The sequence below is a fragment of the Oceanisphaera psychrotolerans genome (assembly GCF_001870485.1).
Taxonomy (GTDB): Bacteria; Pseudomonadota; Gammaproteobacteria; order Enterobacterales; family Aeromonadaceae; genus Oceanimonas; species Oceanimonas psychrotolerans.
Genome location: NZ_MDKE01000019.1, coordinates 1 through 13023 on the forward strand (window position 1 = coordinate 1; position 13023 = coordinate 13023).

At 60.0% G+C, this 13023-nt stretch carries 11 protein-coding genes; 5 read left to right on the forward strand and 6 right to left on the reverse strand.

Going from position 1 to position 13023, the window contains the following annotated elements; translation table 11 throughout:
- Window positions 1-81 precede the first annotated feature (81 nt).
- The gene (locus BFR47_RS07980) at window positions 82-627 is read right to left on the reverse strand and encodes a hydrolase (RefSeq protein ID WP_245748855.1); all 546 of its coding nucleotides are present in this window, start codon (window positions 625-627) and stop codon (window positions 82-84) included.
- Window positions 628-807: 180 nt separating this feature from the next.
- Window positions 808-2691, reverse strand: a complete 1884-nt coding sequence (locus BFR47_RS07985; RefSeq protein WP_071472571.1) for a methyl-accepting chemotaxis protein — start codon at window positions 2689-2691, stop codon at window positions 808-810.
- Between the two features lie 458 nt (window positions 2692-3149).
- Here BFR47_RS07985 and BFR47_RS07990 point away from each other — a divergent pair, with 458 nt between their 5' ends.
- Window positions 3150-3485, forward strand: a complete 336-nt coding sequence (locus tag BFR47_RS07990) for a YkgJ family cysteine cluster protein (RefSeq protein WP_071472572.1) — start codon at window positions 3150-3152, stop codon at window positions 3483-3485.
- A 66-nt stretch (window positions 3486-3551) separates the two neighbouring features.
- Window positions 3552-4184 carry a YceH family protein gene (locus BFR47_RS07995; RefSeq protein ID WP_071472573.1) on the forward strand — a complete coding sequence of 211 codons (633 nt, stop codon included), beginning with the start codon at window positions 3552-3554 and terminating at the stop codon, window positions 4182-4184.
- A gap of 17 nt (window positions 4185-4201) precedes the next feature.
- Here BFR47_RS07995 and BFR47_RS08000 read toward each other — a convergent pair whose 3' ends face one another.
- The 4 genes from BFR47_RS08000 to BFR47_RS08015 all read right to left on the reverse strand — a co-directional run bounded on the left by BFR47_RS08000 (window position 4202) and on the right by BFR47_RS08015 (window position 8086).
- Window positions 4202-4750, reverse strand: coding sequence for an SCO family protein (locus tag BFR47_RS08000; protein WP_071472574.1), 549 nt, complete (start codon window positions 4748-4750; stop codon window positions 4202-4204).
- Window positions 4747-5547 carry a formylglycine-generating enzyme family protein gene (locus tag BFR47_RS08005; protein WP_083399063.1) on the reverse strand — a complete coding sequence of 267 codons (801 nt, stop codon included), beginning with the start codon at window positions 5545-5547 and terminating at the stop codon, window positions 4747-4749. The genes BFR47_RS08000 and BFR47_RS08005 overlap by 4 nt, the downstream gene beginning before the upstream one ends.
- Window positions 5547-6968 carry a copper-containing nitrite reductase gene (gene nirK / locus BFR47_RS08010; protein WP_071472575.1) on the reverse strand — a complete coding sequence of 474 codons (1422 nt, stop codon included), beginning with the start codon at window positions 6966-6968 and terminating at the stop codon, window positions 5547-5549. Before nirK ends, BFR47_RS08005 begins: the two co-directional genes overlap by 1 nt.
- Before the next feature lie 203 nt (window positions 6969-7171).
- Entirely contained in the window at window positions 7172-8086 is a 915-nt protein-coding gene (locus tag BFR47_RS08015) for a LysR family transcriptional regulator (RefSeq protein ID WP_071472576.1), read from the reverse strand.
- Window positions 8087-8468: 382 nt separating this feature from the next.
- Between BFR47_RS08015 and aptA the strand changes: the two genes are divergently transcribed.
- The 3 genes from aptA (at window position 8469) to BFR47_RS08030 (ending at window position 12956) form a co-directional block, all read left to right on the forward strand.
- Window positions 8469-9821, forward strand: coding sequence for an omega-aminotransferase AptA (gene aptA, locus BFR47_RS08020; protein WP_071472577.1), 1353 nt, complete (start codon window positions 8469-8471; stop codon window positions 9819-9821).
- Window positions 9822-10052: 231 nt separating this feature from the next.
- Window positions 10053-11543 carry a CoA-acylating methylmalonate-semialdehyde dehydrogenase gene (locus BFR47_RS08025; RefSeq protein ID WP_071472578.1) on the forward strand — a complete coding sequence of 497 codons (1491 nt, stop codon included), beginning with the start codon at window positions 10053-10055 and terminating at the stop codon, window positions 11541-11543.
- Window positions 11544-11978: 435 nt separating this feature from the next.
- Complete coding sequence (locus BFR47_RS08030; RefSeq protein ID WP_071472579.1) at window positions 11979-12956, forward strand: calcium/sodium antiporter; 978 nt, start codon at window positions 11979-11981, stop codon at window positions 12954-12956.
- The last annotated feature ends 67 nt before the right edge of the window (window positions 12957-13023 follow it).

Consider the following 13023-nt stretch of genomic DNA (forward strand, 5'->3'; position numbering starts at 1 on the left):
ATTCCCTATTCCCTATTCCCTATTCCCTATTCCCTATTCCCTATTCCCTATTCCCTATTCCCCATTCCCCATTCCCCGCTTTTAAGGCTGCTCACCTCTTAAAAACTGCTGGCTGATGGTTCGGAACTGTTCGGTGCCGGCCTGGCGCATCAGTTCGAAAATCACCATTTCCCGGCTGACAATCTGTGCGCCCGCATCCCGCATGCGCGCCAGCCCCAGTTGCCGGTTTTCTTCGGTGCGACTGCCCACGGCATCGGCCACCACAAACACCTCTTTGCCCGCCTGCAGTAACCCCATTACCGTTTGCAACACGCAGACATGGGTTTCCATGCCGCATACGATGAGCTGCCGATACTGCTGCCAGTGTTCGGGCAGACAGTTGGCGGCCACCACCGAAAAGTGCTGCTTGTCCACTACCTCGGGCTGCTCCACCAGCTTGACGAGTGCCGGCAGGGTGTGTCCCAGGCCGCGTGGATACTGTTCGGTAAACAATATCGGGGTATTCAGGGTATGGCAGGCCGAAACCAGCCACTGAATACGGGCGCCGAGGCGTTCGCTCTCATGAATGGCCGGCAGCAGTTTTTCCTGCACATCCACCACCATCAGTGCCGCTTTATCAGACTCCATTAACATTTGATGCTCCTTGAGAATCACGCTCGGGCTCAGTATGCCGCCTTTGTGGACCAAAGGAAAAGTGAGGTGTGGGGAAGGGGACAGATGATGGCATTCACCGAGACACAAAACCCAGGCCATAAAAAAGGCGCCCGCAGGCGCCTTTGACTGAGCTTGGTGTTGCCGAGTCCGGGGTCAGACCCTGAATTCGCCCAGCAGGTTGTTCTGGCGCTGCATCTGCTCCAGCATGGCCTGGCAGTGTTTTACCTGGGCCACGGCGCCGGTGGCCACGTCCTGGCTGATATCGCGGATGTTGGTGGTGTTCTGGTTGATCTCCTCGCTGGTGGCGCTTTGCTCTTCCGCCGCGGTGGCGATCTGCAGGTTCATGTCGTTGATGCGGCCGATGGCGTCGCGGATCCGGGCCAGCACCTCGTTGGCTTCGGCGGCGTCCACCGAGGTCAGTGCCGCCAGCTCCTGGCTCTGTTTCATTTTGTTTTCCGCCAGACGAACCCCGCTCTGCAGCCGTTCTATCATGTCGCCGATTTCCTGGGTGGACTGCTGGGTGCGGGAGGCGAGAGAGCGTACCTCATCCGCCACCACCGCAAAGCCACGGCCCGACTCGCCGGCGCGGGCGGCTTCAATGGCGGCATTCAGCGCCAGCAGGTTGGTCTGCTCGGCAATGCCGGTGATCACCGACAGAATGGACTCGATATTACGACTCAGTTGGGCCAGCTCGTTGACCGAAGCCATGGTGTCTTCCATGTCGCTGGCCAGCCGCTCTATCGCCTGGGTCGAGCGGGACACTACCAGTGCGCCCTGCTCGGTTTCCTGATTGGCGGCGTTGGCGGCTTCGGCGGCATGCTGAGCGTGCTGGGCCACCTCGGTGGCGGTGGCGGCCATTTCATGCATGGCGGTGGCCAGTTGATCCAGCTCCTGCAATTGCATCTGCAACTGGTTTTCTGCCTGCTCCGATTGCCCGGAGGTATCATGGATGCTGGATTTCAGCTTGTGGGAGCTGTCCATCACCTCACCGATCAGCTTCTGCAAATGGCCCAGAAAGCCGTTGAATTCATTGGCGACCAGGCCAAAGTCATCGCGGCGCAGAATGGGCAGACGTTTGGTCAAATCCCCCTGGCCGCCGTTGATGTCTTTCAGCGACTGGTGCAGCCCGTTCAGTGGCTTGAGCAGGCTGGTCATCAGCAGCACCAGCAGCACCAGACTGATCAGTACGCCAAGCACCGAGATCAACAGCGCCTGCCATTGCAGGCTGTCGGCCTTGGCCATCACCATGGCTTCATTCAACACCACGCCGATGTGCCACTTGGAACCCTGCAGGTTTGTGAGCGGGGTGAAGGAGACCCAATGAGGCTGGCCGTCCAGCGTATAGGTGGTGATCGACGGGGTGAAGTCCGGACGACGACCTTCAAACAGGTCTTCGAGTGACTTGCCGTTCAGGGCGGCATCGGGGTGAGAGATTATGTTGCCGTTGTCCGCCACCAGAAAGGCATAGCCGGCACCATTGAAATCGATGACGTTAATGGCGTCGGCCACGTTTTTCAGGCTGAGATCGCCGCCGAAGGCGCCTTTTTTCTGTCCGTTATCGCTGATCTTGGCCACCGCCGAGATCAGGATCTCGCCGGTGGCGGCGTCGGCATAGGGTTCGGTCAGGGCGGCATGACCCGTATTCATGGCCACATTATACCAGGGACGCTGGCGTGCATCCCAGCCGACGGGATTCCAACTGGGATCATTGGTAATGCGGCGGCCGTTCTGACTTTCCAGACCGCCAAAGATGAGAATAAACTCGTCCTTTAACAGCGGCAGGTCAAACACCTGCTGTATCTGCACCGGGCTGAACTGGCTGTCGATGCTCTGCGCCATCAGGTCGATGATATCGAGTTTGGCGTTGAGCCAGTTTTCTATCTGTTTGGCTAGGGTCGAGCTGGTTTCGGTAATGGCGGCGGTGGTCTGGCTGCGCAAGGCGTCACGCACCTGCGAGAGTTGCATCCATGACAGTATGCTGACGGTCAGCAGTAGTACGGTGGCGGCGGCGAGGCCAACCTTGTGGGCTATTTTCATACAACTAGGTCCCTTAGTTATGGTCTTGTTTGATGCGGGGGCTACTTTAGTCTTATCTCTCCGGGCAATGTACCGGTAAAAATCACATTTTTGTCATATTCTGCGCTGAAACACAGTTTTTTGCCGTTTATTCATACAATGACGAGAGATACCGGCCTCGCAGGCAGTCGGCGAGACAATTTCACTGTTTTGTTATCGGCAGCTTCATCTTGAGCTTGATTACAAACTGATTTCGATTTATCTATATGCGCCGTTATTCGCCACCGGTTATCCCGCCATGGCGACGGCCTTTCTATTTGATCCCAGCTGAGGAGAAGACACCGGCAAGCCGTGTTACAGACAGTCGTCTGACACGCCCATCCTTTCCTGTATTTCCAGACCCACGGAGCCTGCTCCGACACCCACATTATTGATTTTTGTAGTCACTGTTTTTAGTTTTGCCCGGAGGTAAGGCGTTGATGAGTGGTGGCAATCCCTGTTTGACCTGTGGCGCCTGCTGCGCCTTTTTTCGTGTTTCTTTTTACTGGGGCGAAATCCACAGCGATTTTATGGTGCCTGAAGCCCTGACCGAGCCGGTAAATCCGGTCCGGATGGCGATGCAGGGCACCAATCAGCCAAAGCCCCGTTGTGTGGCGCTGGAAGGGGAGGTAGGCGACTGCGTGTCTTGCAGCATCTATCCCAACCGACCCAGCCCCTGCCGCCAGTTTGAGGCCAACGATGCGGAAGGAGCCTGCAACCGGGCCCGGGCTGCCTACGGTTTGCCGCCGCTGGAACTGGAGCCGGTCGCGGCCTGAGCCTCGGTAGTCGTTGGTGTTTCGGGGTTTGTCGGGTAGTCTGGGATAAAACAAAGGAGTCTGTTTATGGAAATGCTTTCTCTTCTGGAACAAAGGGTTATTGGCTGCCTGATCGAAAAACAGGTGTCCACGCCCGAAGTGTATCCCCTGACCCTGAATTCTCTGATCAATGCCTGCAACCAGAAAAGCAACCGGGATCCGGTGATGAGCCTGGACGAGCAGGAGGTGCAGTCGGTGCTCAACACCCTGATTGCCCGCCGTCTGGTCAACAACACCGCCGGTTTCAACGCCCGCGCCGCCAAGTATCAGCACCGGTTTTGCAATACCGAGTTCGGCGAGCTGCACTTCAGCCCCGGCGAGCTGGCCATTGTGTGCGAGCTGCTGCTGCGCGGGCCCCAGACGCCGGGCGAGCTGCGCAGCCGTACCCCGCGCTTGCATCAGTTCAACGATGTTTCCCAGGTGGATGCCTGTCTGCAAAGCCTGATCGAGAAGGGCCCCTTCGTGGTCAAGCTGGAACGTCAGCCCGGCAAGCGGGAGTCGCGCTACGCTCACCTGTTTGGCGATGTGGACTACCAGCAGGAAGTCACGGCGGCCCCCGCTGCCGGCGCCAACCGGGAACAGACGTTGCAGGCGCGGATCACCGAGCTGGAGGCCGAAGTGGCCCGGCTGCAGGCCCGTATACAAGAGCTGGAAAAATAAAAGAGAAAACTGGCGGCTTACCGCTTTGTTTCAGGCCACAGCTTCCGGATTAGCGCCTCGGGTCCGCCGGGCAATCCCGTTTGCTGAAACAGCAGGCGGCCTTGCTCATCCAGTACGGTGATGGCGTTGGAATGGGCGATTTCGCCGTCGGCCATGCCCATATACTGGATGTTTAACGTCATGGCCAGGGTGCGTACCTTCTCATCGCTGCCGCTCAGCAGGGTCCAGTGTTCATCCAGCCCTCTTTTTTGGGCGAAATAACGCATGACCTTTGGCGTATCTTTCGCCGGCGTCAGCGATACCAGCACAAACCCCAGCTGTTGCTGTTGCTCCGGCGTCAGGGCCGCCTGAACGGCCTTGAGGTCAGACACTATCACCGGACAGGCGGTGATGCAGTCAGTGTAGATCAGCGCAAATATCTGTTTTTTGCCGGCCAGTTGCCCAATGTTGAGCTTGTCTCCCTGGCGGTTCTGCCACTCGCTGTCGAGCTGATAAACCGAGTCGCCGGGCAGGGCGGCCTGTATATGAAAGGCCGCCAGCAGTGTCAGCAGTATCGGTATTCTCATGGGTTATCTCCCTGAAGGTCGGTCATCCCCTGTGCGCAACGAAACCCCAGATTGCCCAGGGTGTAAGGTGCCTTCAGGCTGGAGCGAAAGCCGAAGCGCATAAAGGCGGCGTAGTCGGACGGATCGGCGCTGCCGGCGGCGGCCGAGCCGCAGAACAGCCCTTGATCCAGGGCGCTGTCACCCCGGGATTCACCGGTCACCAGAGTGGAATTGAAGTCCTGGGTCCATTCCCACACCAGAGCATGCAGATCCTGTATTTGCCAGTAGTTGGCCGGGCTTTGCCCGACCGTTGGCAAGGTAGCGGTGGCCGGACGGGCATACCAGGACAGAATGCGCCGGGTGTAGCCCGGCTCGGTACTGCCGTTGGCGGCCTGCTCCGAGGCCTGGGCCGCAAATTCCCATTCCGCGACCGTTGGCAGCCGTTTGCCTCGAGCCTGGCAATAGGCACTGGCCGCATACCAGGACACATAGGTTACCGGTTGTTCCGCCTGCTCCGGTGACGGCCAGCCTCCTGGCCAGTGACTCAGGTATGGTAGCTCTACAAACAGCGCCACCGCCTGGCTCCGCTGCCAGCGCGGATGCTGGCGCACAAAGTCGGCGAACTGGCGGTTGGTAACCGGGGTCACATCCAGCCGGAATGGTGCCACCGGGGTGAGCGGGCTGTCTTTGGTGAGATACAGGGGCCGAACCTTACCGCCGGGCAGTTCGGCCATCTGTGGTGCTGTTATCGGCCCGGCGGCTATCGGCAAGGCCAGCATTTGCAGGACTGCCAGGCCAGACCACAGCATCGGGCTCATCAGTGTGCGCTCCCCTCCATGATGATGGCTTCGCCTTCATCCCGGCGTTTGGCCACCTGTTCCCGGCTGATGACGCCTCCGCTGTTGTCCCAGCTGTTCAAGACATAGGTCAGTACGTTGGCGGCGTCCTCATCGGAAAGGCTCATGGCCGGCATGATACTGTCGAATGCCTGACCATTGACCTTGATAGGGCCTTTCAGACCGTGCAGCACCACGTCGATGGCGCGGGTGGTGTCGGTATTAAGAAAATCGGAGCCGGCCAGCGGAGGGAAGGCACCGGGAATACCCTGGCCACTGGCCTGGTGGCAAGCCTGACAGTTGGCCTCGTACACGCGCTTGCCAAACAGCAACTGATCATCCTTGCTGCTGGCGACCAGTTTGGGATGACCGTTGGGAATGCTTTGTACCGCCGAGCCTTCGGGCAGATAGATATTTTCGGCCACCTTGCCGGAATAGACGATTTTGTCTTCGGGGCCATCTACCGCCAGCATACCCAGCGCACCCTTGTTGAAGGCCCGGAAGATGGAGTGGTCCACCAGAATGAAGTTGCCGGGCACTTCCAGCTTGAACTCGGCCACGGCGGCACCGCCGGCGGGCACCAGGGTGGTCTGCACGTTTTCATTGTACAGATTGCCGCCTTCCACGCTCACCTTGTCGAAGATTTCGCCGATAACATGGAAAGACGACACCAGATTGGGTCCGCCGTTGCCCACATAGAGACGCACGGTTTCACCCACGTTGGCGGTGAGCGCCTTGTCGCCGTTCAGTGCGCCCACGGCACCGTTGAACAACACATAGTCCGGCTGCTCCCTGATGGCCTTGTCCATGTCGAACGACTGCAACCCCTGTTCGCCGTAGGCGCCCTTGGTGTAGAAGTCGCCCTGCATCACGTAATACTCCTTGTCTACCGGCGGCAGGCCTTCCTTGGGCTCCACCAGGATCAGGCCGTACATGCCGTTGGCAATGTGCATGCCCACCGGCGCGGTGGCGCAGTGATAGACATAGAGGCCGGGGTTGAGCGCCTTGAAATTGAATATCGAAGTGTGGCCGGGGGCGGTGAAGGAAGAGGCGGCCCCGCCACCGGGGCCGGTGACCGCATGCAGGTCGATATTGTGCGGCATCTTGGAACTGGGGTGGTTGGAAAGGTGAAACTCGACTTCATCGCCTTCGCGTACCCGTAAAAACTGGCCCGGCACCGAGCCGCCGAAGGTCCAGAACATGTATTCCACGCCATCGGCGATTTCCATCACCTTTTCCACGGTTTCCATCTTTACCACCACCCTGGCAGCATGATCCCGTTGTATGGGGGGCGGCACCATGGGCGGAGAGGTCAAGACTCCGTCCACCACCGGCAGACTGGCTGCCTGGGCCGACAGGGCGAAGGTAAAACCTAAAGCGGTAACGAGGTTACTCAGTTTCATAACATACTCCCTGCGCCAGGCGCTGTGCTGTTTGCATGCGGTAATAAATATTTCATTTCAGATGTAACTTTATACTCTGGCCCGGATTGACACCTGATGCAGATCAATAAATGCCGCTATTACCTCGGTAAGCGCTAAATAGGTAATAGCCAAAAGCGGGCAAAGGGTCGGGCCGCTGCACCGGGACAACGGCAAGAAAACGTTCAGGCGGGAAAGGCGGACAGGGTGTCCATAAAGGTGTCCAGCACCAGGTTGGCCCGGCGGCTGCGGGCGGTGATGGCGCAGAAATGGGTGGTGAAGCCGGTTTGCTCCGGTTGCAATGCCTTCAAGCGACCACGTTCTACCCAGGGGCGGGCGTAGTGATCGGGCAGGTAGCCGAGATAGCAGCCGGTGAGCAGTAGAAACATGATGCCTTCCCGATCGTTGGCCCTGGCGCCCAGAGGGTGACGGCGATACAGCGCCTGGGCCTCGGCGGGCTGGGCGAAGCTGGGCACCACCAGCTCATGGTCGGTCAGCTTTACGGTCTCGTCGTCCGCAGCAAACAGCGGGTGGCCGGCGGCGCAGTAGAGGCTGGAGCTTTCTTCGTACAGCGGCAGGTAGTCCAGCCCCGGCAGATCGCGTACCCGCGGTACCACGCCCACATTGAGCCGGCCATCGAGCACGCCTATCTCGATGTCGTCCGACGGCTGCATGTGAATGTTGATCTTCACCTCCGGCCCCCGGGCCTTGAGCGCCGCCAGGCCGTGGGTGATCTTCATGCCCGGGTGGCTGACCAGGTTGTCGGTAATGCCGATGGCCAGGGTGCCGCGCAGGTGTCGGTGCAGATCGTTGATTTCGGCCTTGAAATGGTCGATGGCGCCCACCAGCCGGTCGCTGGCTTCCAGTACCCGTCGTCCTTCGTCGGTGAGGGCAAAGCCGGCCCGGCCCCGCTGACACAGTTTGAACCCCAGCCGGTTTTCCAGATCCGACATCTGCATGCTGATCGCCGCCCGGCTGATGCCGAGGCTCACTTCCGCCGCCGAAAAGCCGCCGCAGGCCGCCACGGTGCGAAACACCTTCAACAGCTTCAGCTCGAAATCACTGACCTGATTCAGCACCGGCTGTTTTGCTTCTGCCATGGTGTTCTCCTTGTGTCTCCCATTGCCAGCGATGGCACCCGAGTCTCTGCTCACGGCTCAACCCCGTAGGCGCCCCTTTATGCGGCGCAATCCTCCATGTGACCCGGTGTCGGCAGGCATAGCGCCATGATCCGAGCATGTCGTGTCGTCTGTATTGCCTTGCGCTGCAAGGCCTGCCGACGAAAGTGGCAGCTACACCGCAGCATCGAGGGTTCTATGTTTAATGACGTTTATAACGGCGAGTTAAAGTTAAGTAAACACTGAACTGAAGTTCATTAAGTTTAAATTTAACCTTGTGGTGACGGAGAGCATTATTCATTCATGGCGTGGCGCCCGAGCGGCGACCACAGGTGACAGGGATACCGGTAAACAAGGAGCTGTGATGAACAGCATGATTGATACGCAACGAACCGCCGAGGCCAGGGCCCAACAGTTGAATCTGGACGCCTTCTGGATGCCCTTTTCCGGCAACCGGGCCTTCAAGGCCGCGCCGCGGCTGATTGCCGAAGCCGAGGGGGCTTGGTTTACCGACACCCAGGGCAACAGGCTGTTCGACAGCCTCTCGGGCCTGTGGTGTACCGGCCTGGGGCATCGACATACCAAAATCAACGAGGCCATCAGCCGGCAACTGCATACCCTGGATTACGCCCCGGGGTTTCAGGTGGGGCATCCGCTGGCCTTCGAGCTGGCCGAACGGCTGGCCGGGCTGGCACCGGCGGATTTGAACCGGGTATTTTTCACCAACTCCGGCTCCGAATGCGCCGACACCGCGCTGAAAATGGCCCGGGCCTACTGGCGTGCCAGAGGCAAACCGGAAAAAACCAAACTCATCGGCCGGGCCCGGGGCTATCACGGGGTCAACATGGGCGGCACCAGCCTGGGGGGCATCGGCGGCAACCGCAAGCACTATGGCCAGTTGCTGGATGCGGATCATCTGCCCCATACCCTGCTGGCAGAAAACGCTTTCAGCAAGGGCCAGCCCGAGCAGGGCGCGGCGCTGGCGGATCATCTGCTGCAGCTGATTGAGCTGCATGATGCCTCCAACATTGCCGCGGTGATCGTGGAACCCATGGCCGGCTCGGCCGGGGTGATAGTGCCGCCGGTGGGTTACCTGCAGCGGCTGCGCGAACTGTGCGACCAGCACGATATTCTGCTGATTTTCGACGAGGTGATCACCGGCTTCGGCCGCATGGGTGCCATGTTCGGCGCCGAGGCCTTTGGCGTGGTGCCCGACATCATGAACGTGGCCAAGCAGCTCACCAACGGGGTGATCCCCATGGGGGCGGTGATCGCCAGGGATCATATCTATCAGGCCTTCATGGAGCAGCCCGGTCCCGATTACATGGTGGAATTTCCCCACGGCTATACCTATTCCGCCCACCCGGTGGCCTGCGCCGCCGCCATGGCGGCCCTGGATGTGCTGACCGGCGAAGACATGCCGGGCCAGGTGCGCACCCTGATGCCGGTGTTCGAGGAGCAAATTCATCGCCTGAAGGGGCTGCCCCATGTGGTGGACATTCGCAACTGCGGCCTGGCCGGGGCGGTGCAGCTGGCGCCTTATGCGGGGGAACCGGCTCGTCGTCCGATGGAGCTGGCGCTCAGCCTGTGGCAACAGGGCTATTACGTGCGCTTTGGCGGCGACACCCTGCAGTTTGGCCCGCCCTTTATTTCTACCCCGGACGAGCTGGAGCAACTGTTCAACGCGGTGCACCGCACCCTTAAGGCTCAGCCCTGAACTGAATGCCGGGGGCAGCCCCAATGTAGCTGCCGCTTCAGCTGGCAGGCTTGTGGTTTTGTAGCTGCCACTTTAGTCGGCAGGCTCAGCTGCGCTGAGCAATACCCAGAACGCCGAACCTGCAGATCATGCGCCGTGCCAGAAAAGGACGATGAGCCTGCAGGTTTACGCCGCATAAATGGGCGCCTACGGGGTCAACTTCATTCGCATAACAAGCAAAAGGATTACCAGATGAACACCATTCCTCACCTGATCAATGGCGAACGCCACCACAGCACCACCACCCTGGAGGTGCATAACCCCTCTACCGGCCAGGTGTGTGGCCTGCTCGGCATGGGCGACGAAAGCCTGGTGGCCGAGGCGGTGGCTGCCGCCAAGGCGGCGTTTCCGGCCTGGCGCGACACGCCGCCGGCCAAACGGGCGCGGGTGATGTTTCGCTTCAAGCAACTGCTGGAGGAGCGGGCCGACGATATCTGCGCCTTGATCAGCGAAGAGCACGGCAAGACCCTGGAAGACGCCAGAGGCGAGCTGCAGCGGGGCATCGAAAACGTGGAATACGCCTGTGGCGTGCCCGAGCTGCTGAAAGGCGACTACACCCGCAACGTGGGTCCGAGCATCGATGCATGGTCCGATTTTCAGCCGCTGGGAGTGGTGGCCGGTATTACCCCGTTCAACTTTCCGGCCATGGTGCCGCTGTGGATGTACCCCATGGCCATCGCCTGCGGCAACTGTTTCATTCTCAAGCCGTCGGAAAAAGACCCCAGCGCTTCGCTGCTGATTGCCCAGTTGCTGGAAGAGGCCGGTTTGCCCAAGGGGGTGATGGGCGTGGTGCATGGCGGCAAGCCGGTGGTGGATGCGCTACTGAGCCATGCCGACGTCAAGGCCGTGAGCTTTGTCGGCTCCACTCCGGTGGCGGAATACATCTACGCCCAGGGCACCGCCAACGGCAAGCGGGTACAGGCACTGGGGGGCGCCAAGAATCACGCGGTGCTGATGCCCGATGCCGATCTGGACAACGCCGTCAGTGCCCTGATGGGCGCGGCCTATGGTTCCTGCGGTGAACGCTGCATGGCCATTTCGGTGGCGGTATGTGTGGGCGATGAGGTGGCCGATGCGCTGATTGCCAGGCTGGAGCCGCAAATTCGCGCCCTGAAAATCGGCCCCGGCACCCAGAGCGGTCTGGACATGGGCCCGGTGATCAGCCGTGAGCACCTGGCCAAAATTGAAGGCTACATCAACGCCGGGGTCGAGCAGGGTGCGGCGCTGACCGTGGACGGCCGTGACCTGAGGGTACCCGGCCATGAAGGAGGCTACTTCCTCGGTGGCTGCCTGTTCGACCGGGTCACGCCCGAGATGAGCATCTACCGGGAAGAGATCTTCGGCCCCGTATTATGTGTGGTGCGCGTCGACAGCCTGGAAGCCGCCATCGAGTTGATTAACGCCCACGAATACGGCAACGGCACCTGCATCTTCACCCGCGACGGCGAGGCCGCCCGGCTGTTTGGCGACGAGATAGAGGTGGGCATGGTCGGCATCAACGTGCCGCTGCCGGTCCCGGTGTCTTACCACAGCTTCGGCGGCTGGAAACGCTCGCTGTTTGGCGACCTGTCCGCCTACGGCCCCGACTCGGTACGGTTCTATACCCGTCGCAAGACCATTACCCAGAAATGGCCGGAACGGGCCAGTCACCAGGCCTCGGACTTCGCCTTTCCGAGCATGTGATCTGAACAGGAGAGGGGGCAGGCGAGGTGCCGGTGTTGCATATTCGGGGTATGCCTGCGAAGGCCGGCATCCATATCCATGAACCCGGCACAGGCCACTTCGCCCCGTTTCATATACGAGCCCCTGCCTGCGCAGAGGTGACACTCAATTCTTGGGGTTTGCTCCTCTTTTCATCCCCCAAACAAGCTGTCACAATATGCGCCTCTTGGGGGAGTAATCGTTCGGCGCCCGCCGAAACCATTGTCAACAATCTCTAAGCCGAAGGCTTATGGTGATGGTGTCCTGTTGGATTGATGAGACCTGAGGCAGACCTGGTTCCGGGCGGGATCTGGGGCTGTCTCCGGTGTACAAGATCCCGCCCTGAAGAGTTGTTATGCTACCCACTGCTGTTAACCCCTGTTCTGTTACCTGCCTTGCTACGGCGGGAGGCACCTCATGCTGATGTCTGTTGCCGCCATTGTACTTGGCCTGGCCGTGCTGGTGTGGAGCGCCGATCGCTTCGTGGACGGTGCCTCGGCCACCGCCCGTTATGCGGGCATGCCGCCCTTGCTCATCGGTATGGTGATCGTTGGTTTCGGTACCTCGGCACCGGAAATCGTGGTGTCCATTATCTCGGCGCTGGAAGGCAACCCCGGCCTGGCGCTGGGCAACGGTTATGGCTCCAACATCGCCAATATCGGCCTTATTCTGGGCATTACCGCCCTGATCAGCCCGATTTCGGTGCATTCCCAGGTATTGCGCAAGGAATTACCCATTCTGTTGCTGATCACCCTGCTGTCGCTCAGCCTGCTGTGGAACGGCATGCTGGCGCGTACCGATGCCATGGTGTTGCTGGGCGTCTTCGTGCTGCTGATGGGCTGGAGCATCAAGCAGGGCATGAATAACGGCCACGACAGCATGACCGGCGACGAGGTGAAGGAGCTGGACGACAACCTGATGAGCCTGAAACAGGCGATCTTCTGGCTGGTGGCCGGCTTGCTGTTGCTGATTGTCAGCTCCCGCTTCCTGGTGTGGGGCGCGGTGAATATCGCCCAGGCCTTTGGCGTGAGCGATTTGATCATCGGCCTGACCATCGTCGCCATCGGTACCTCGCTGCCGGAGCTGGCGTCGTCCATCGCCGCCATTCGCAAGAACGAGCACGATTTGGCCATTGGCAACGTCATCGGTTCCAACCTGTTCAATACCCTGGCGGTGGTCGGTCTGGCCGGCATTATCCATCCGCTGGAAGTGGCGCCCGAGGTGATCAGCCGCGACTTCATGGTGATGATAGTGCTGACCCTGTCGCTGTTTGTGCTGGGCTACGGCTTCAAGGGCCGCCAGGGGCGCATCAACCGGGCTGAAGGTGCCTTGCTGCTGGCGGTATATGTTGGTTACACCGGCTGGCTGGCCCAGGGGGTGCTCACCGCCGGCTAAAGCCGCTGCCGGAGCACTTGCCGACACACTTGAGTTGAATACAAGCACCTGCCTGTTATGGGCAGGT